Here is a 20,402-nt window from a genome sequence, read left to right on the forward strand (position 1 = left end):
GAAGTCGACACCGGCAGCGAGGGTGGCGTCGTCGCCACTGAGCTTGCCGCCATGGATGTCCGGGCGGGCGCTCGACTTCAGCGTCAGGCTGGTGCTCTTGAGCTGGCCATTGCGCGAATGCACGACCATGTCGCCGCCGATCACCGGCAGGCCACGGTAGGTCCGTTCGACGCGGACGTGCTCGGTGCCGTCACGGTCGACGATCACGTCCTTGACCGAGAAGGCGTCGGCATCGGCACGATGCGCCGCCGCCTTGTTGCCATCGATCAGGCCGAGGGCGCGGCCGGCGGCCGGATGGTCGACCTTGGCGGCAAAAGCGGGTGCGGCAACTGCAAGCGCGGCAACCACCGCGACGCTAAGCAAATGGGACTGCAAGTTCATTCGTAAACCCCCGAGATATTTGGAAGCCGGCCACAGCCGGAACGGATTTTTGGCGTCCGTGCCTGCGCCGGAGGGCCGGCATCCGAACGATTTAGTCGGTGTGCCGCTGTGCGAGCCTCTTATGAGAGATCACTTTTTTCTCATTTTTTGCAGAAAAAGTGATGACAGTCACGACTTCGGCGGTTCGGATCACGCTGCCGGGGTAGCAATCGAAACTTGCCCGCGGGTTGGCCTGCCCGGCTGAGACGATCGGCGAACCCGGATTGGCGGACCGGGCGCGGGCGCGGGGATGGTCGAGGACTGACTGTTTTGGACAACCGGGCTGAACCAGATCGGGCTAGGCCCTGACTGGACGAAGAGCCTACAAATGAAAGGGTCGGCGAAAGCTCGCCGACCCCGAAAATACCATCGCGTTTCGAGCTCAGCCGCCCTTGCGGCCCAGCCACCACGCCATGCCCGCGCCGGCCAGTAGCCACCCGACGAGTTGGGTGATCAATGTGCTGGCGGTGAATGCTGCGGGGAACAAATACCAGTTCCAATACGGCACGCTGATCACCAGCCAGGCGAACACCGCGAATGCACCGGCGATCGCCACGCGCTTGCCGAAGCCGAACGCGCCCAGCGACAGTACCCATGCCACAACGATTGCGGCCAGCGTGTCGGTAACGAATTGCTTGATCAGGTTCGGGACCATGTCCGCGAGAGCCGGATTACCCGGGGCATACACGACGAACGCATACGGGCTGGACTTGTACTTCTCGACGAAGGCCGTTCGCGCCGCCTCGTCGCTCCACTGTTCGGGCGACATGCCAGGCAGCATGTAGATGCCTTCGCCCGAAGTGGCGGTCGCTTGCACGGCAGGGATGGCCGTGTCCTGTTCGGCGGCCACCTTGAAGCCCATTTCGCCAAGCGGCAGCGCCATGTGCGCCACGGAATTCCAGATGAACATCAGGATGCCGCCGATAATTCCCGCAATCAGTATTCGCATGAAATGTCTCCGCAACAGGCGGCCCCTCGCCGCGCGGGCAAGGATGCGCCGAGCCGTACCCGGCTGCCAGTGGCTCCGACTCAGGTCTTTCGCAGCCAGATCGCCAGCAGCGCAGCCGCCAGCAAAGCGCAGCCCGCGCCGAAGGCAAATGCAGTGAACGCCGAAACGCTCTGCCACAACCAGCCGAAGAGCAACGACGCCGGCAGCAACGTGATGCCCAGGGTCAGGTGGTACCAACCGAATGCGGTACCGAGTTGTTCTCGTGGTACCAAATCGGCGACCAAGGCTTTCTCCGCGCCCTCGGTCGCCGCGATGAACAACCCGTAGGCCGCGAACAGCCCCCAGACGCTCCAAGCCGGCAAGCCGCCCCACCCCAGCAGCAGATAGATCACGGCGTAGGCGATCCAGCCGGCAATGATGAGCTGACGTCGGCCGATGCGATCGGACAAGGACGACAGCGGCGTGAGGAAGACCGCCGCCACCAGCGACATCAATGCCCACAGCAGCGGGATCTGCGATTGCGCAAAACCGAGTTCGCGCACCCGCAGCAGCAGGAACAGGTTTGAGGAATTGCCGAGCATGAAAAGCCCGAGCACCAGCAGGTAGCGCTTGAAGGCGGGCGGGAACTCCTGCATGCGCCAGCTGAAGCGCGTGGGTTCGATCACCGCCGCGGCTTCCGGTTCGCGCAGGCGCAATGTCAGTAGAAGTACGACTACGGCGGGCACGCCTGCGCACCAGAACACCGTGCGTAATTCGAATCCAAGCGCCAACAGCCCGGCAGCGACCAATGGACCGATCACCGCTCCCGCGTTGTCCATGGCCCGATGCAACCCGTACGCGAGTCCACGCTGATCCGAGGTGATGCTGCGGCCGAGCATGGCGTCGCGTGGAGAACTGCGTAGTCCCTTGCCGACGCGATCGGCGAGCCGGCACAGCAGCACCATCCACCAGCCAGTCGCGGCCGCGATCAATGTCCGTGCCACGCCCGCAATGCCATAGCCGGAGACCACGAATGGTTTCGCGCGTTGCATGCGATCCGACCAGGCGCCGGCAACCAGTTTCAACAGACTGCTGACTGCTTCAGCAACTCCCTCGATCAGACCCAGCACACGCGGCCCGGCGCCCAACGTGCCGGCGAGGAACAACGGCAGCAGCGGATAGATCATCTCGCTGGCGCTGTCGTTCAACAGGCTGATCGTGCCGAGCAGCCACACGCTGCGCGGCAGCGCGCGCAGGCCGGTGGTCAGGGTCGCCATGCATGTGCCATCCGTGCACCACCCCAGACCAGCAGCAATCCGAGCGCCAACGTCAGCACGAGGTACAGCAAGGCCAACTCGCCGCGCGATGAGCGCGTGTATAGCAGCCACTCGATCATCAGCGCGGAATACGTAGTCAAGCCGCCGAGCAAACCAACGATCAGGAACGCGCGCCAGTACAACGCCGCCTGGCCCCGGCCTTCCAGCCACACTGCGAGAAAGCCGCCAGCGAAGGCACCAATCAAGTTCACCGCGAACGTGCCCCACGGGAAACCGTCACCGAGATGGCGCAACAGCACCCCGCCCAGCCAGTAGCGTCCGGCGGCGCCGAGGGCACCACCGAGCATCACTAGCCACAACTGCTGCCACCAAATAGTCATTGATTCAATTAGTTATGAATTGTTATTGAAGTCAATTCAATCCGAGGCTTTTCCTTCTCTCGCTCGTTCCCGGGCTGCACGCAAAGCATCCAGTTTCGCCTTCAATTTGATCTCCAGTCCGCGCTCGACCGGTTGGTAATACACGCGCTCGCCCATCGTGTCCGGGAAGCCGGTCTGATCCAGCGCGATCCCACCTTCGGCGTCGTGATCGTACTGGTAGCCCTTGCCGTAGCCGAGTTGCTTCATCAGTTTGGTCGGCGCGTTGCGGATATGCAGCGGTACTTCCTGCGTGCCGTATTCGTGCACGTCAGCTTTCGCTGCATTGAAGGCAACGTAGCCCGCGTTGGATTTCGCAGTACTGGCAAGATAAATCGTGAGCTGCGCCAGGGCGAGGTCGCCCTCGGGACTGCCTAGGCGATCGTAGGTATCCCAGGCCTCGATCGCCATCTGCCAGGCGCGCGGATCCGCGAGGCCCACGTCCTCCACTGCCATGCGTGTGAGCCGACGTGCGAGGTAGCCCGGATCGCAGCCGCCATCGAGCATGCGGGTGAACCAGTACAACGCAGCATCCGGGTTGGTGCTGCGTACCGACTTATGCAGCGCGGAGATCTGGTCGTAGAACTGGTCGCCGCCCTTGTCGAAGCGGCGCGTGCGATCGGCCAGCACCTGTTCGAGCACGGCTTCGGTGACTGTGCCGCCCTCGCCGACCAGATCGCTGGCGATTTCGAGGAACGTCAGCCCGCGGCGCACGTCGCCGTCGGCCGCTCGGGCGATCAATGCGAGCAGCTCGTCGGTCACCTGCAAGCCGCGCTCACCGAGGCCGTGTTCCGCATCATCGAGCGCGCGCTTGAGGGTGATGGCAATGTCATCCGCAGACACGGCTTCCATCACGTGCACGCGGCAACGCGACAGCAGCGCCGAGTTCAATTCGAACGAAGGGTTTTCAGTGGTCGCGCCGACGAACAGGATGGTGCCGCGTTCGATATGCGGCAGGAACGCATCCTGCTGCGCCTTGTTGAACCGGTGCACTTCGTCGACGAAAAGCACCGTGCGCCGGCCCTCGGCGAAACGATGGCCCGCTTCGGCCAATACCTGTCGTACTTCAGGCAGGCCCGCGAGTACCGCCGAAATTGCGCGGAATTCGGCATTGGCGTACTTGGCCAGCAGCAATGCCAATGTGGTCTTGCCGCAACCCGGAGGACCCCACAGGATCATCGAATGCACATGGCCGGATTCGACGGAGCGGCGCAGGGCCGAACCCGGTGCGAGCAGCCGGCGTTGTCCGACCATTTCATCGAGGGTGCGCGGCCGCACGCGCTCGGCGAGCGGCCGCAGTGCGTCGCGATCGACGCTCAGCAGGTCGCCTTCGGGCAATGCATTACGAGACTTGGCCACACCGCGATTCTAGCCTGCACGGTCGCGGCTGCTGAGACGCCTTACTCGCCGACGACATCCACGCCTTTCGGAGGCGTATAGCGGAACGCGGACTTGGCGAACGACGGATTGCGCTTCCAGCCACTGAAGGCGATCTCGGTGCGTTGGCCCAGCGCGTCGACCACCTGCATCAGCGCCAGCCCGTCCTTGCCGAAACCAAGGCGTGCGGACTGGAAACTCGCCTCATTGGGGTTGCGCGGAGTCAACAGCAGCCACGCGAGGCCGTCCTTGTTACCGGTGTCCTTGATCACGAAGTCCTTGTCCAGCTTGGACGGATCGATCAGCGCTGCAAGCGGGCTGTTCTGTTCCTCGGTGCCCTGCGGCCGCTTGGTCACCTGCTGCAGGTCGGGGTCGTAAACCCAGACGGTCTTGCCATCGGCGACGATCAATTGCGGAAATGGCTTGACGTATTCCCAGCGGAACAGTCGCGGCGCCGACAACGCGACGCGCCCGCTCGAGGTTTCCTTGCGCTTGCCGTTGGCATCGAACACCTGCTGGGTGAACTGGCCGTCGAGGCCTTTCAGCCCCTTGGTGAACGCATTGAGGTCGTCGCGGGCGCCAGCGATGGCGTTGCTGGCAACGAGGGCGACAACCAGGCCGAAGATGTGGATACCACGCATGCTGGAACTCCAACGGATCATTGGTAGCGAGTGTGAAGCCTCGATGCTGAATACGCTCCGACGAAACCCGCAACCGGAGATGAACTATTTCGGCGGTGGCGGTGCGATCACGCTGCGATCGCCGTTGTGCTCGGGTGGCGTGACGATGCCGGCGGCTTCCATCGCCTCGATCAGGCGTGCGGCGCGGTTGTAGCCGATCTTCAAACGACGCTGCACGCCGGAGATGGAAGCGCGACGCGTCTCGGTGACGATACGGACGGCTTCGTCGTAGAGCGGATCGGATTCGTCCCCTCCCCCGCCACCGCTTTCCGGCAGGCCGGTAGCGCCAACGACGCTGCCGTCGCCGAGGGTCTGCACTTCGTCGAGCACGCCTTCGATGTAGTCGGGTGTACCGCCGATCTGTTTGAGATGCTCGACCACGCGGTGCACTTCATCGTCGGAAACGAACGCGCCGTGGACGCGCTCCGGCATCGCGGTGCCGGGCGGTAGGTAGAGCATGTCGCCGTGGCCAAGCAGCGTCTCGGCACCGCTCTGGTCGAGGATCACGCGCGAATCCATCTTCGAACTGACCTGGAACGCGATGCGTGTGGGGATGTTCGCCTTGATCAAGCCGGTGATCACATCCACCGACGGTCGCTGCGTGGCGAGGATCAAGTGGATGCCGGCCGCACGCGCCTTCTGCGCCAGGCGTGCGATGAGTTCTTCGACCTTCTTGCCGACGATCATCATCATGTCGGCGAATTCGTCGATGAACACGACGATGTACGGCATCGATTCCAACGGGCGCGGTGCTTCGCCGAGTTCTGCGTTCGGCTTGAACAACGGATCCATCAACGGCTGGCCGGCGTCCTGCGCGTCCTTCACCTTCTTGTTGAAGCCGGCAAGGTTGCGCACGCCGACCGCACTCATCAATTTGTAGCGCCGCTCCATCTCGGCAACGCACCAGCGCAGGCCGTTCGCCGCTTCCTTCATGTCGGTGACGACAGGTGCCAGCAGGTGCGGGATGCCCTGGTAGACGCTGAGTTCCAGCATCTTCGGGTCGATCATGAGGATGCGCACGTCGGCCGGGCTGGCCTTGTACAACAGCGACAGCACCATCGCATTGACCGCGACCGACTTGCCCGAGCCGGTGGTGCCGGCGACCAGCAGATGCGGCATGCGCGCAAGGTCGGCCACCGTCGGGCGGCCGGCGATGTCCTTGCCCAAGGCAAGCGTCAATGGACTGGGCGACTTGTCGTACTCCTTCGAGCGCAACAATTCGCTGAGATAGATCATCTCGCGGTGGCTGTTGGGCGTTTCCAGGCCGACCACCGACTTGCCCGGAATCACATCGACCACGCGCACCGACTTCACGCTCAGGCCACGGGCGATGTCCTTGTCGAGCGAGCTGATCGAGCTGACTTTGACGCCGGGCGCGGGTTCCAGTTCGAAGCGCGTGATCACCGGTCCCGGATACGCACCGACCACCTGCGCCTCGATGCGGAAATCCTTGAGCTTGAACTCGATCTGCCGCGACAGTGTCTCCAGCGTCTCTTCGCTGTAGCTCTTCTGTTGCGGCTTGGGATCATCGAGCAGCGCCAGTGGCGGGATGCCCGAGCCGTCGCCGACATGGAACAACGGAATCTGCTGCTCGCGCTTGGCGCGATCGCTTTTTTCGACGATGGGTGCCGGTGGCGGTTCGATCCGAACTGGCGCGCGCTTCGCACGTAGTTCGGTTTCGATCTTGCGGGTTTCCTCGCGCTCCTCGCGGAACGCGCGTGCCTGTTGCCACTCGGCGGCCTGCTGGCTGCCGCGCCGGAACAGCGGCCCGAGCGCAAGCACCCACTGGCCGATCTTGTCCATCACCGTCAGCCACGAAATCCCGGTGGCGAGCGTGGTCGAGATCAGCAGCAATGCGACGGTAAACAGATTGGCGCCGAGTGCGCCGAAACCTCGGAACAACGAACGTCCTACCAGCTGGCCAAGGATGCCGCCGCTGCCCGCGGAGAAATCCGGCGCAGCGCTGACGCGTAGATGCAGGAAGCCCGCAGCGGAAACCAGGAAGCCGACGATGCCGACCAGGCGCAAGGCCGGACCGAGGTCGGCGTCGCCATCGCCATCGCTGTCCATGCCGAAGAGCGCGATCCACGCGATCAGTCCCAGCATCAGTGGCAGCAGGAAGGCGACGTAGCCCGTCAGATACAGCAACACGTCGGCAACCCACGCGCCGACGCGACCGCCATAGTTCTGGATCGGCGCGGTAACGCTACCGGAATGCGACCAACCAGGATCGCTCGGCGAAAACGTGTACAGGCTGGCAAACAGGTACAGCAGTAACGGCGTGATCAGGATCAACGCGATGTCGCGCATCAGCCGTTGGCGGCGTGGCGACGGCGGCGCCTTCGCGGCCTTGTCGGCCGCTGCCCGTTTGCGTGCTGCTGGGGACGCTTGCGCCACCGTTATGTTCTGCCTTAGCTACGTTCCGTTAGTTATTGAATATACGGCTAAACCCGGAATAAAGACAGGTCGATCCGGTCCAATCTCGGAGGTCTTCCCGCTTTCCGCGGGAAGACCTTCCAGACGACACGTTACAGCTTCATCCCCATCAACGCCGGGTGTACCAGCTTCCCGCCTTCGATGTTGATCCCGCGCGTCAACGGCTTGCTGTCGCGCCAGTTGCCCGAGGCCAGCTTGTTGACCCACGGCAGGATCGCGGCGCAGATCGCCTGCGACGAGGTCTGCGGCACGGCACCGGGCATGTTGGTGACGGCGAAGTGGATCACGCCTTCCTCGACATAGGTGGGTTCTTTCCAGGTGGTCGGACGCGAGGTCTCGAAACAGCCACCCTGATCGATCGAGATGTCGACGACGACGCTGCCATCTTCCATCGATTTGAGCATTTCGCGGGTCAGCACGTGCGGCGCGACGGCGCCGGTGACCAGGACGGCGCCGATCACGAGGTCGGCGGTAGCGACTTCGCGTGCCACCACTTCGTCGTACGGATACAGCGCAGTGACGTTGTTGCCGAGGCGCATCATTTCCTCCATGCGGTCCTGGCGCTTCTCGAACACGACCACGTTCGCGCCGCCGGCTGCCGCCAGCGCCGCGGAATTGCCACCGGCCTGGCCTGCGCCGAACACGACGACCTTGCCGCGCTCGGTCGACGGCAGGCCGCCGAGCAGCTTGCCCTTGCCGCCTTCCGGCTGGTGCAACAAATGCGTGCCCACTTGCACGCCGATCTTGCCAGCGATGACCGACATCGGCGCAAGCAGCGGCAGCGAACCGTCATCGAGCTCGACGGTTTCGAAGGCGATGCCAGTCAGGCCGATGTCGAGCAAGCGCTTGGTGAGCGTGGGCAGCGGCGCGAGGTGCAAGTAGCAGAACAGCAAGTGGTCTTTGCGCAGCAGTGCCAGGTCGCCTTCGATCGGCTCCTTGACCTTCACGATGAGCTCGCCTTTCTCATACAGTGCGGCAGCGTCTGGTGCGATCTTCACCCCGAGCTTGGTGTAAGCCTCGTCCTTGAAACCGCTCTTGAGGCCTGCGCCCTGCTCGAGCCACACCTCATGACCACGCTTGACCAGGTCGCCCGCGGCGGCGGGGACGAGCGCAACGCGCCCTTCGAGGGTCTTGGTTTCCTTTGGTACACCGATACGCATTACGTCGCTCCTGAGAAGAGGAAACGCCGCGTGCGCGGCGCTGGGTTGCATTTGTGCCCGGTCGCAACAAAGCGTCGCCGGGTTGTGCCTTGTTTTGCCAGGACTGCGCCGCCAAGCTATGCGCCAGCACACTCCTAATCCTGCAAATTATAACCATGACCACTTCGAAGCACTGCCGCCTGTTGATCCTCGGCTCCGGTCCCGCAGGCTGGACGGCAGCGGTTTACGCCGCCCGCGCCAACCTGAAACCAGTGGTCGTCACCGGCCTGCAGCAGGGCGGCCAGTTGATGACCACTACCGAAGTCGACAACTGGCCAGGCGATGCGCATGGCTTGATGGGACCTGACCTGATGGCCCGCATGCAGGGGCACGCCGAACGTTTCGACACCGAAGTGATCTTCGATCACATCCATACCGCCGACCTGTCGCAGCGCCCGTTCAAGCTCAAGGGCGACAACGGCGAATACACCGCCGATGCGCTGATCATCGCCACTGGCGCGACGGCAAAGTACCTGGGGTTGGAATCGGAACAGAAGTTTATGGGCCGCGGTGTCTCAGCCTGCGCGACCTGCGACGGCTTCTTCTTCAAGGACATGGACGTGGCGGTGATCGGCGGCGGCAACACCGCGGTCGAGGAAGCGTTGTACCTGGCCAACATCGCGCGCAAGGTCTACATCGTGCACCGCCGCGACACGCTGCGCGCCGAGAAGATCATGCAGGACAAGCTGCAGGCCAAGATCCAGTCCGGCAAGATCGAGCCGGTGTGGCACCACGTCGTAGACGAAGTGCTCGGCAACGATGCCGGCGTGACCGGCTTGCGAGTCAAGTCGACGCTGGACGACAGCGTTCGCGACATCGATATCCATGGCCTGTTCGTGGCCATCGGCCACACCCCGAACACGTCGCTGTTCGAAGGCCAGCTGGCGATGCACAACGGCTATCTCGAAATCCGCTCCGGCCTTAGCGGTTGCGCGACGCAGACTTCGGTGGCTGGCGTGTTTGCCGCGGGCGATGTCGCCGACCAGGTCTATCGCCAGGCCGTCACTTCGGCCGGCTTCGGTTGCATGGCCGCGCTCGACGCCGAGAAGTTCCTCGACAAGGACGCGTAATGCTGACGGCGCGCGTCATCGGCGCGCTGTCCGAAATCCCTGCGCTGCAGTGGGATGCGCTCCACGACGGGCGCAACCCCTTCGTCACCCATGCTTTCCTCGCCGGGCTGGAACAGCACGGCTGCCTGCGCCCGCATTACGGCTGGACGCCGCAGCATCTGGGCCTGTGGGATGGCGACCTGCTTCTCGCCGCCGCTCCCGGTTATCGCAAGACCAATTCGCATGGCGAATTCGTGTTCGACCACGCATGGGCGCATGCCTACGCGCAGCACGGCCAGGACTATTTCCCGAAGTTGTTGTGTGCAGTGCCATACACGCCCGTGACGGGGTCGCGACTGCTCGCGCACACGGATGCGCAAAGACATGCGCTGGTGCAGGCGCTCACAGATGCATGCACGAACGAAGCGCTGTCGTCGGCGCACGTGAATTTCCACACAGCGGAAGACGATGCGGCTTTCGACCGGACGTGGCTGCCACGTATCGACGTGCAGTACCACTGGCGCAACAACGCCGGCTGGCACGATTTCGGCGAGTTTCTCGCGGCAATGGATCACAAGCATCGCAAGAACATTCGCCAGGAACGGACCAAGGTCGAGCGCGCGGGCATCGCATTCCGCACTGTGCATGGCGACGAGGCGAGCGAGGGGGATCTCGCCACGATGCACGGCTACTACCTGCGCACTTTCCGCGATTACGGCAACACCCCGGCCCTTACGCTGGATTTCTTCCGGCACCTTGCACGCGCGATGCCACGGCAGTTGGTGCTGTTCTTCGCCGAACGTGGTCGCGAAACCATTGCCGGCGCCCTTTGCCTGCGCGGTGGCGACACCTTGTTCGGACGCTACTGGGGCGCAAGCGAGCCACTGCCAGGGTTGCACTTCGAAACCTGTTACTACCAGGGTATCGAGTACTGCTTGCGCGAGGGCTTACGCGTGTTCGAACCCGGTGCGCAGGGAGAACACAAACTGGCGCGGGGTTTCTTGCCGACGCTCGTGCGCAGCCGGCACTGGATCGCCGACCCTGAGTTCGCCATGGCCGTCGGACGCTGGTGCGCTGAAGAAACCGCCTCCGTGCAGCGCTATGCAACGACGCTGGCGATGCACTCGCCGTTCCGCGCGGACCACTGACGATGCGGCTACCGGCTCTTCATGTGCAGGTACTGGATGCCAATTCCGAGGCGCCATTCCCGCCGGTGTCGTCAGCCTTGCGCGAGCCCGACGGCCTGCTGGCGATGGGCGGCGACCTCTCCCCTGCCCGCCTGCTCAACGCTTATCGCCATGGCATCTTTCCGTGGTATTCCAACGGCCAGCCGATCCTGTGGTGGTGCCCGGACCCGCGCATGGTGTTTCGCACGGATGGTGTGCGCTTACCGTCGCGTTTTCGCCGCGAGCTACGGAGAAGCGATTGGCTGATCCGTGCGGATACCGCCTTCGCCGACGTGATTGGCGCCTGCGCGCGCATACCGCGCCGGGGGCAGCGTGGAACCTGGATCACGCGCGACATGCAGGCCGCCTACGTGGAACTACATCGACTCGGACACGCCCATAGCGTGGAGGTGTTCGACGGCGCGCGCCTGGTCGGCGGCATCTACGGCGTGGCGGTCGGACGGATGTTCTTCGGCGAAAGCATGTTCAGCGCCGCATCGGGTGGCTCCAAGGTGGCGCTTGCCGCCCTCGCCCAGCGCCTGCGCGATTGGGACTGGCCCCTGATCGATGCACAGGTCGAGAACGAGCATCTGGTCAGCCTCGGCGCGGAATCGTGGCCCCGCGCGCAATTCCTGCAGCAAGCCACTGCCCTCGCCTCCCAATCCGAGCCACAGGGCAGCTGGAGCGCACGTTTCGGCCTCCTGCCCGCCCGTCTGCTTGCTGCGACTTAGCCGGCGTTTTGCCAGCACGACCGGGCGCGTGTCAGAATGCTCGACTTTGCGGGCGGCCCATCGCCGCCCCGCCACCATCCAGGAAACGCATGGCCAAAGACGATGTCATTGAATTCGAAGGCTCGGTCACCGAGACGCTCCCGAACACGATGTTCCGGGTGAAGCTCGAGAACGGCCACGAAATCATCGCGCACATCTCCGGGCGCATGCGGAAGAACTACATCCGCATCCTCACAGGTGACAAGGTCAAGGTCGAAATGACCCCATACGACCTGACCAAGGGTCGAATTACCTATCGCATGAAATAATTGCGGTAACCAATTGAATGAAAAGGCGGCCATTGGCCGCCTTTTTGCTGGTGCGGATCAGCCAGTCAGACGGTGACCGGCAGCAGCTTTTCTGGCTCCGGCTGCGTGTCGACCACCAGTTCGCCATCGCGCACGTCGATGCTGACACGGCCGCCGTTGGCCAGCTTGCCGAACAGCAACTCGTCCGCCAGCGCGCGCTTGATCTTGTCCTGGATCAACCGGGCCATCGGTCGCGCACCCATCAGCGGATCGAAACCGTGCTGCGCCAGCCAATCCCGCGCAGGTGGCGTCGCCGACAGCGAGACGTTCTTCTCATGCAGCTGCATTTCCAGCTCGATCAGGAACTTGTCGACCACGCGCAGGATGTGGTCCATGCCCAGCGCCTGGAACTGCACCACCGCGTCGAGGCGGTTGCGGAATTCCGGCGTAAAGCTGCGGCGGATCACTTCCATCGCGTCGGTGCTGTGGTCCTGTTGGGTAAAGCCGATCGTCCGGCGCGCCGCCTGTGCGGCACCGGCGTTGGTCGTCATCACCAGGACCACGTTCTTGAAGTTGGCTTCGCGCCCGTTGGTATCGGTGAGGATGCCGCGGTCCATGACCTGCAACAGGATGTTGAAGATGTCCGGGTGCGCCTTCTCGACCTCATCGAGCAGCAGCACGCAGTGCGGCGTCTTGACGATCTTCTCGGTCAGCAGACCACCCTGGTCGAAACCGACATAACCCGGAGGCGCACCAATCAGGCGACTGACGGAGTGCGATTCCATGTATTCGGACATGTCGAAGCGCACCAGCTCGATGCCGAGCTGCAGCGCGAGCTGCTTGGTGACCTCAGTCTTGCCGACGCCGGTCGGGCCGGCGAACAGGAAGTTGCCGATCGGCTTGTCTGGATTGGCCAGGCCCGATCGCGCGAGCTTGATTGCCGAGGTCAGCGTGTCGATCGCCTGATCCTGGCCGAAGATCACCATCTTCAGGTTGCGCTCGAGGTTCTTGAGCACATCCTTGTCGGAGGCGCTGACCTGCTTGGTCGGGATGCGCGCCATCTTGGCGACGATGGTTTCGATCTCCTCGACGTCGATCAGCACCTTGCGAGTGCCTTCCGGCAGTAGCCGCTGGCGCGCGCCCGCCTCGTCGATCACGTCGATGGCCTTGTCCGGCAGCAAGCGGTCGCCGATGTGCTTGACCGACAAATCGACCGCGGCCTGCAGCGCCTCGTTAGCGTAGGTCACGCCGTGGTGTGCTTCGTACTTGGGCTTGAGGCCATGCAGGATCTCGACGGTCTCGCCGACGGTCGGCTCCACGATGTCGATCTTCTGGAAGCGCCGCGCCAGGGCGCGGTCCTTCTCGAAGATCCCGCGGTATTCCTGGAATGTGGTCGAGCCGATGCAACGCAGGTCGCCCGTGGCCAGTGCGGGCTTGATCAGGTTCGACGCATCCATGGTGCCGCCCGAGGCGGAACCGGCACCGATGATGGTGTGGATCTCGTCGATGAACAAGATCGCGCCCGGGTGCTTCTTCAGCTGTGCCAGCACCGCCTTCAGGCGCTTCTCGAAATCGCCGCGGTACTTGGTGCCGGCGACCAGCGCGCCGAGGTCCAGTGCGTAGATCACGGCGTCGGCCAGCACTTCCGGCACATCACCTTCGACGATGCGCTTGGCCAACCCTTCGGCCAACGCCGTCTTGCCGACGCCGGCTTCGCCGACGTAGAGCGGGTTGTTCTTGCGGCGGCGGCATAGCACCTGGATGGTGCGTTCGACTTCGTCGGCGCGGCCGACCAGCGGATCGATCTTGCCAGCCAGCGCCAGTTCGTTGAGGTTGCTGGCGAATTCCGCCAGCGCGTCGCCCTTGTGCTCGCCCTCGCCCCCCTCGCCGGACTTGCTGCTTTCATCCTGCGATTGCGACTCCTCGCCATCGCCCTGCTTGGCGATGCCGTGGGAGAGGTAATTGACGACGTCCAGCCGGTTCACGTCCTGCTGGTTGAGGAAGTAGACCGCGTGCGAGTCCTTTTCGCCGTAGATCGCCACCAGCACATTGGCGCCGGAGACTTCCTTCTTGCCGGAGGACTGCACGTGGTAGACCGCGCGCTGCAACACGCGCTGGAATCCGAGCGTAGGCTGGGTGTCGCGGCCGTCGTCGTCGGCGAGCTTGGCGACCGAGGTTTCGATCGCCTGCTCCAACTCCTGCCGCAGGCGCGGGAAATCGGCGCCAATGGCCTTGAGCACGGCTTCGGCGGACGGGTTGTCGAGCAGGGCCAGCAACAGGTGTTCGACGGTCATGAATTCATGACGCGCTTCGCGGGCCCGCTTGTAACACTGGCCGATGGTCTGCTCGAGATCTTTGCTAAACATGAAGCGATGGCCTCCTGACTACTACCCACGCAGATTGGGGTGTCGGTCGGCCTTTTCCAGTGCCTCGGGTTGCGGGTCAGCGCGCAACCGACGACCTGTGTTTACGCCTTTTCCATCGTGCACAGCAAGGGGTGCTGGTTGAGTCTTGAATATTCATTCACTTGCGCCACCTTGGATTCGGCCACATCACGGGTGAATACCCCGCATACGCCGCGGCCACGGGTGTGGACGTGGAGCATGACCTGAGTTGCTTTCTCCAGGTCCATGGCGAAAAAACGCATCAGCACGTCGACCACGAAATCCATCGGTGTGTAATCGTCGTTCAGCAACAGGACGGAATACAGCGGTGGGCGGGCGGTTTCCGGCTTGCTGGTTTCGACCAGGACTCCATGGTCGCGTTCGTGTTCGGTCTTGCGGGTCGTCATGGGCTCATTATACGAAGCGCTCCCGGCCCAATAGGCACCCTGTCATGGACGCCCCTCTCCGCGCCTGCAAAAATGCCGGCAACCACCACTGGGGAAGTCCGATGCGCCGCATCTCGATCCTGTTCGCTGCACTGCTGTCCACAGCCGCCATCGCCGCCGAACCGGCCAAGCCGGCCAATGAGCCCGATCCGCGAATCAAGACGCAACTCGAGGAACTCGAATACGAGTACAAGGTCGACTCGGACGGCGACTACCAACTGACTTTCGCGGTCGAAGGCAAGGACAAGCGCAGCCAGCTGGTGTTCGTGCGCTCCCCGGTGCAAACCTTCGGTGAGCACACGGTGCGCGAGATCTGGTCGCCCGGCTACAAGTCCAAGGACAAGGATTTTCCGGCCGAAGTCGCCAACCGGCTGCTCGTAGCCACCAACGTCAGCAAACTAGGTGCCTGGGCCAAACAGGACGAATACGCGGTGTTTGTGGTCAAGTTGCGTGCCGATGCCAGCACCAAGGAACTCGACGATGCCATCGACGCCGCAGTCCGCAGCGCCGACGAGATGGAAGCCGAGCTGACCCCAGGCAAGGACGATCTCTGACGTGAGTTACCGCGAGGGCCGCTTCTGGCAACCGGACGTCACCGTGGCCACGGTCGTGGTGCGCGACGGGCGGCTGTTGTGCGTGGAGGAACGGGTCAACGGCGCGCTGGTGATCAACCAGCCGGCCGGCCACCTCGAACCGGACGAAAGCCTGGTCGAGGCCGCGTTGCGGGAAACCCGCGAGGAAACCGGTTGGGACGTACGCCTGACCGGATTCGTTGGTGCCTACCAGTGGAAATCACCGTTGCAAGGGGATGGCAGTGGTGGCCGGCATTACCTGCGCTTCGCGTTCGCGGCGGAACCCGTCACGCACGATCCATCGCGCAGGCTCGATGAGGGGATCGTCCAGACCCTGTGGCTGACACCCGATGAGTTGCAGGCGCAGCAGGCGCGCCACCGCAGCCCGCTGGTGTGGCGCGCGGTGACGGATTTCCTGGCCGGGCGCCGGCATCCGCTCGACCTGATGCAGCATCTGGCATGACGGCATTTCGATGACTGCAGCGCGCACCATCGTCGGCATGTCCGGCGGCGTGGATTCGTCCGTCGCCGCGCTGTTGCTCAAGCAGGCGGGCGAAGACATCGCTGGCTTGTTCATGCAGAACTGGGCCGACGACGGTAGCGGCGACTGCCGCGCAGAGGACGATCGCCGCGATGCGGTTGCGGTCTGCGGCCGGCTCGGCATGCCGATCCATTTCCGCGATTTTTCACGGGAATACTGGGATGGTGTGTTCGCGCATTTCCTGGCCGAATACGCCGCCGGTCGCACGCCGAACCCGGACGTGCTGTGCAACCGCGAGATCAAGTTCAAGTATTTCCTCGATGCCGCGCGTGAGCTCGGTGCCGAGGCCATCGCGACCGGGCATTACGCACGGGTCGAACGTGTCGGCGACCGGCATTGCCTGCTCCGTGCCGCCGATCGTGGCAAGGACCAGAGCTACTTCCTGCATCAGCTCGGCCAGGCACAGCTCGCAGCGACGAAATTCCCGCTGGGCGATTCGATCAAGACCGACGTGCGCGCGATCGCGCGCGAGGCCGGTCTGCCGACGCACGCCAAGAAGGATTCGACCGGCATCTGCTTTATCGGCGAGCGCGATTTCCGCGAATTCCTGTCGCGCTATCTGCCGGCGAAAACCGGCGAGATCCGCGACCCGCAAGGCCACGTGCTGGGCGAGCACCCGGGCGTGTTCTATTTCACCCTCGGCCAGCGCGAAGGCCTGCAGCTCGGCGGCGTGCGCGGACGCGATCCTGCGCCGTGGTATGTCGTCGGCAAAGACGTGGTGCACAACGTACTGGTTGTCGACCAGGGGAGCGAGAGCCAGTACCTGCTCTCGCAGGCCCTGTGGTCCGGGCCGGCGCACTGGATCGCCGGGGCGCCGCCTGCAGCACGGTTCCAATGCATGGCCCAGACCCGGTATCGGCAGCAGGAGGAAGCCTGCGAGATTGCGGTAGGCGATGACGGCGGCCTGCAAGTGCGGTTCGCGCGTCCGCAACGTGCGGTGACCCCGGGGCAATCGCTGGTGCTGTACTCCGGTGACGTCTGCCTGGGTGGTGCCGTGATCGCCGCTACGGATGCACCTTTGGAACAACGATTGCGGGAGCAGGCGGCATGAGCGACATGGAAGAACGCGTACTGGCCCTGGCTGGCCTGGTGCAGGCACTGCAGCAGGTGCGGCAGATCGCCGAAACCGGCCAGGCCGACCACGCCGTGGTCAGCACGGCGCTCGATAGCGTGTTCCGTATCGATGCCGCGTCACCCGAGGCCGTGTACGGTGATGCGCAGGCCGTGGAGCCGGGCCTGAGGCTGCTGCGTGACTATTTCGGCAACGCCGCGCGTGATGAATTGCTGCCGCGCCTTGCGCTTGCGGTCATCCAGCTCGAACGCCGCTTCGTGCACGAGACCGCCACCGCCGAACAGGTCCATGACGGCATCATCGCGTTGGCACCATCGATGCAGCGCCTGGGCAGCACCCATCCCGACATCCTTGCGGCGCTCGGCAGCCTGTATGCCGATACCGTCAGCCACCTGCGTCCGCGCGTGATGGTACAGGGCAACCCCCACTACCTTGGTCAGGCCGGCGTCGTCGCCGAGATTCGCGCGGTGCTGCTGGCCGCCTTGCGTTCGGCGGTGCTATGGCGGCAACTCGGGGGCAGCTTGTGGGATTTCCTGCTGCGCCGGCGCGAAGTAGCGGCAGCGGTGCAGGCGCGCTTGTAACAACCGCGGTGCGACTGTCGCTCATGCGTTGGTGAGCGGCGGCGCGCCGTACCAGTGCAACTGCTGGGCGTACTGCGCCGTCGGGCCAAGGATCAGCAGTGCCGGCGATTGCACAGCGTGTTGCGTGGCGAGTTCGACCAGTTCCGCAAGCGTGCCGCAGACCGTGCGTTGCTGTGGCAGGCTGGCGTTTTCGACCAGAACGAAAGGTGTGTCCGGCTGTGCGCCGTGGGTGAGCAGTTTTTCCCGCAGCACCGGCAAAGCGCGCACGCCCATGTAGACCGCCAGGGTTTGCCGGCCAACGGCAAGCGCCGCCCAGTCCTCGTCGCCGAAATCGGTATTGCAATGCGCGGTGAGCAGCCGCAGCGACTGCGCATGATTGCGATGGGTCAGCGGCACACCGGTGTAGGCGGCGCAGGCCAGTGCGGCAGTGATGCCCGGGATCACGCGGTACGGCACCCCATGCGCGTGCAGGAACTCGATTTCCTCGCCACCGCGACCGAACACGAACGGGTCTCCCCCCTTCAGCCGCACCACGTGCGCGCCTGTGCGGGCGTATTCCAGCAATAGTTCGTGCGTACGTTCCTGCGGCACGTGCGTGCCACCGCCCTCCTTGCCCACGTCGATGAACACGGCATCGCGGCGCGCCATGGCGAGAATGTCGGCTTGGACCAACCGATCGAACAGGATCACGTCGGCCGTGCTCAGCGCGCGCAGCGCCGCCAACGTCAGTAGTTCCGGATTGCCAGGTCCGGCTCCGACCAACGTCACGCTGCCTGCAGTGGCGCCATCGGGTTGTTCGAGCGCAGCGCTCAGGGCTTGGCTGGCGTCTTCCGGCTGCGCCTGTTCGACCAGGCGCGCGACCTCGCCGCGCCAGAGTTCGTCATAGAAGCGCCGCCGCTGGGCCAGGTCGGGAAAACGTGCACGAATCCGCCCGCGAAAACCTTCGAGCAACCGGGCCAGCGGGCCCAGCGAATGCTCCAGCGTCGCTTCCAGCCGTTCGCGCACTTTCCGCGCCAGCATCGGCGCTGCGCCACCGGAGGAAATCGCGATCACCAATGGCGATCGATCGACGATTGCAGGTACCTGGAAACTGGAAAGCTCGGCATCGTCGACCACGTTGACGAACACGTTGTGCGTTTCGGCGGCAGCGGCGACTTCCTGGTTGACGGCGATGTCATCCGTTGCCGCGATCACCAGGCGCTGCCCCTGTAGCCAGTGCGCTTGAAAGTCGCCAGGCAGATGCACGATTCGCCCTGCATCCCGCCATCCCTCCAGCGTCGGCGTGAGCGTCGGTGCACCCACGCTGAGGTGCGCGCCGGCTTCGAGCAACAATCGCGCCTTGCGCTCGGCCACGGTGCCACCGCCGACCAGGAGGACCGGTCGACTGCGCAAGTCGACGAAGAGCGGAAACAGGTTCATCTGGCATCAGACCGTTTCGGTCGCACCATCCAGCGGCAGGGCTGCGTCTTCTTCCGGCTCGGGCAGCGCCCACACCAGCCACTCGCTGCGTAGTGCGACCAGCATCAACCACGAAGCCGCGGCAAGGCCGCCGAAGACTGCGAAGCCGACCCAATAGCTGCCCAGCGTTTCGCGCGCGGTGCCCAGCGCCATCGGCAAATAGAAACCGCCGATGCCGCCCGCAGCGCCGATCACGCCCGACATGAGCCCGGCCTTGCCGACCCAGCGCTGCGACACCAGTTGGAAGGTCGCCCCGTTGCCAAGACCGAAGCAGACGTACAAGGCCACCAGCAACGCGATGCCGCCCTGCACGCCCGGTTGCAATACGGCGAAGGCCAGATCGCACACGGCGATCGCGGCCAGCAGCACCAGCAAGGCGCGTACGCCCGAAACCCTGTCGGCGAGCCAGCCGCCAAGCGGCCGCAGCATCGCGCCGGTGAACGCCAGCGCCGCCATCCACAATCCGGCGTGCACCTGCGAGATGCCGTACAGATCGATCAGCAGCGGACTGACGTACGACGACATGCCGACGAAGCCGCCGAAAGTGATCGAATAGATCAGCATCATCGACCACGTGTCGCGCTCGGCGAACACCGCGCGGTAACGCCCCGGCAGCACCGCCACCACCAGCAGCGAGCCGATCACCGGCAGCAACAGCATGCCGAGCTTGCCGCCCAGTCCGAACAGGCCCGCATTGACGATCAACACCAACCCGATCAACACCACCATGCTGGTGGCGAACCCGGTCGCCGCGCGCGGCACGCTGCCGGATTTCGGCGAACTGTCTTTCGCCCACAACAGCAACGCGACCGCCGACAGCGCCAGCAACGGCAATGCCGCCGCCATCGAATACTGCCAGCCGACGTGCTCGGCCAGCGTCGGAAACAGGAAACCATCGACCACCGCCCCGATATTGCCAGCCGCCGCCAGGCCCAGCACCAGGCCCTGCACTTTTGGCGGATAGCCGCTACCCGCCATCGGCAAGGCCACGGCGAAACTGGCGCCGCCCATGCCCAGCAGCACGCCCAGCACCAGCAGCAACGTGAGCGACGGCACACCCGGCATCAGCAACAGCACAGCCGGTGGAATCGACGACAGGATGATGCCCATCAGGGCGAGCCTGCGGCCGTCCATCGCCTGATACAGATTGCCGAATGTCACCCTCAGCAACGCCGCCGAGAGCACCGGCACCGCGGTCATGAACGCTTTCTGCGAAGGCGTCAGCCCGAGGTCACCGCTGATCGATTGCGCCAACGGGCCGTACATTACCCACACGGTGAAACCGGTATCGAAATACAGGAAACAGGCGAGCAACGATTTCCAGTTGCCGCTGCGCAAATGGCCAAGCACGTTTTTCATGTCCCGATCCTCACCTGTGAAAT

General features: G+C 64.1%; 19 protein-coding genes and 1 pseudogene. 8 read left to right on the forward strand and 12 right to left on the reverse strand.

Features of this window, described 5'->3' with window-relative positions:
• The 8 genes and pseudogenes from MO486_RS03495 to MO486_RS03530 all read right to left on the reverse strand — a co-directional run.
• A pseudogene (locus tag MO486_RS03495) lies at positions 1–381 on the reverse strand (peptidase M4 family protein); the annotation flags it as partial.
• Positions 382–802: 421 nt separating this feature from the next.
• The gene (locus MO486_RS03500) at positions 803–1,369 is read right to left on the reverse strand and encodes a hypothetical protein (protein WP_242904622.1); all 567 of its coding nucleotides are present in this window, start codon (positions 1,367–1,369) and stop codon (positions 803–805) included.
• Between the two features lie 80 nt (positions 1,370–1,449).
• Positions 1,450–2,625, reverse strand: coding sequence for an MFS transporter (locus tag MO486_RS03505; protein ID WP_242904624.1), 1,176 nt, complete (start codon positions 2,623–2,625; stop codon positions 1,450–1,452).
• Positions 2,613–3,005, reverse strand: coding sequence for a fluoride efflux transporter CrcB (gene crcB, locus MO486_RS03510; RefSeq protein ID WP_242904626.1), 393 nt, complete (start codon positions 3,003–3,005; stop codon positions 2,613–2,615). The genes MO486_RS03505 and crcB overlap by 13 nt, the downstream gene beginning before the upstream one ends.
• A gap of 36 nt (positions 3,006–3,041) precedes the next feature.
• Positions 3,042–4,400, reverse strand: coding sequence for a replication-associated recombination protein A (locus MO486_RS03515; protein ID WP_242904628.1), 1,359 nt, complete (start codon positions 4,398–4,400; stop codon positions 3,042–3,044).
• 41 nt (positions 4,401–4,441) lie between these two features.
• Positions 4,442–5,059, reverse strand: coding sequence for an outer membrane lipoprotein chaperone LolA (gene lolA, locus MO486_RS03520; protein WP_242904630.1), 618 nt, complete (start codon positions 5,057–5,059; stop codon positions 4,442–4,444).
• An 84-nt stretch (positions 5,060–5,143) separates the two neighbouring features.
• Entirely contained in the window at positions 5,144–7,495 is a 2,352-nt protein-coding gene (locus MO486_RS03525; protein WP_242904631.1) for a DNA translocase FtsK, read from the reverse strand.
• Between the two features lie 131 nt (positions 7,496–7,626).
• Positions 7,627–8,694, reverse strand: a complete 1,068-nt coding sequence (locus tag MO486_RS03530; protein ID WP_242904632.1) for an alanine dehydrogenase — start codon at positions 8,692–8,694, stop codon at positions 7,627–7,629.
• Positions 8,695–8,849: 155 nt separating this feature from the next.
• Between MO486_RS03530 and trxB the strand changes: the two genes are divergently transcribed.
• The 4 genes from trxB to infA all read left to right on the forward strand — a co-directional run bounded on the left by trxB (position 8,850) and on the right by infA (position 11,987).
• Complete coding sequence (gene trxB / locus MO486_RS03535) at positions 8,850–9,803, forward strand: thioredoxin-disulfide reductase (protein WP_242904633.1); 954 nt, start codon at positions 8,850–8,852, stop codon at positions 9,801–9,803.
• Positions 9,803–10,930, forward strand: a complete 1,128-nt coding sequence (locus MO486_RS03540) for a GNAT family N-acetyltransferase (RefSeq protein ID WP_242904634.1) — start codon at positions 9,803–9,805, stop codon at positions 10,928–10,930. The genes trxB and MO486_RS03540 overlap by 1 nt, the downstream gene beginning before the upstream one ends.
• A 2-nt stretch (positions 10,931–10,932) precedes the next feature.
• Positions 10,933–11,679, forward strand: a complete 747-nt coding sequence (gene aat, locus MO486_RS03545) for a leucyl/phenylalanyl-tRNA--protein transferase (RefSeq protein ID WP_242904636.1) — start codon at positions 10,933–10,935, stop codon at positions 11,677–11,679.
• Between the two features lie 89 nt (positions 11,680–11,768).
• Entirely contained in the window at positions 11,769–11,987 is a 219-nt protein-coding gene (infA, locus tag MO486_RS03550) for a translation initiation factor IF-1 (RefSeq protein WP_242904638.1), read from the forward strand.
• A gap of 65 nt (positions 11,988–12,052) precedes the next feature.
• On the opposite strand, the gene clpA is transcribed toward infA, so the two are convergent.
• Together clpA and clpS are read right to left on the reverse strand one after the other, a co-directional pair.
• Positions 12,053–14,332, reverse strand: a complete 2,280-nt coding sequence (clpA, locus tag MO486_RS03555; protein WP_242904641.1) for an ATP-dependent Clp protease ATP-binding subunit ClpA — start codon at positions 14,330–14,332, stop codon at positions 12,053–12,055.
• Between the two features lie 101 nt (positions 14,333–14,433).
• A complete protein-coding gene (clpS, locus tag MO486_RS03560; protein ID WP_242904643.1) occupies positions 14,434–14,757 on the reverse strand; it encodes an ATP-dependent Clp protease adapter ClpS in 324 nt (107 codons plus the stop codon).
• Positions 14,758–14,801: 44 nt separating this feature from the next.
• Between clpS and MO486_RS03565 the strand changes: the two genes are divergently transcribed.
• The 4 genes from MO486_RS03565 to hflD are packed head-to-tail and all read left to right on the forward strand — an operon-like array spanning position 14,802 to position 17,562.
• Entirely contained in the window at positions 14,802–15,350 is a 549-nt protein-coding gene (locus MO486_RS03565) for a hypothetical protein (protein ID WP_242904645.1), read from the forward strand.
• 1 nt (position 15,351) lies between these two features.
• The gene (locus MO486_RS03570; protein WP_242904647.1) at positions 15,352–15,831 is read left to right on the forward strand and encodes an NUDIX hydrolase; all 480 of its coding nucleotides are present in this window, start codon (positions 15,352–15,354) and stop codon (positions 15,829–15,831) included.
• Between the two features lie 10 nt (positions 15,832–15,841).
• Entirely contained in the window at positions 15,842–16,960 is a 1,119-nt protein-coding gene (mnmA, locus tag MO486_RS03575) for a tRNA 2-thiouridine(34) synthase MnmA (protein ID WP_242904648.1), read from the forward strand.
• The gene (hflD, locus tag MO486_RS03580; protein ID WP_242904649.1) at positions 16,957–17,562 is read left to right on the forward strand and encodes a high frequency lysogenization protein HflD; all 606 of its coding nucleotides are present in this window, start codon (positions 16,957–16,959) and stop codon (positions 17,560–17,562) included. Before mnmA ends, hflD begins: the two co-directional genes overlap by 4 nt.
• Before the next feature lie 21 nt (positions 17,563–17,583).
• Here the strand turns inward: hflD and cysG are convergent, their stop codons facing one another.
• Together cysG and MO486_RS03590 are read right to left on the reverse strand one after the other, a co-directional pair.
• Positions 17,584–18,981: a siroheme synthase CysG gene (cysG, locus tag MO486_RS03585; protein ID WP_242904650.1), complete on the reverse strand. Its 1,398-nt coding sequence runs from the start codon at positions 18,979–18,981 to the stop codon at positions 17,584–17,586.
• 6 nt (positions 18,982–18,987) lie between these two features.
• Entirely contained in the window at positions 18,988–20,379 is a 1,392-nt protein-coding gene (locus tag MO486_RS03590; protein ID WP_242904651.1) for an MFS transporter, read from the reverse strand.
• Positions 20,380–20,402: the final 23 nt, after the last annotated feature.

The sequence above is a fragment of the Lysobacter sp. CFH 32150 genome (assembly GCF_022758295.1).
Taxonomy (GTDB): Bacteria; Pseudomonadota; Gammaproteobacteria; order Xanthomonadales; family Xanthomonadaceae; genus CFH-32150.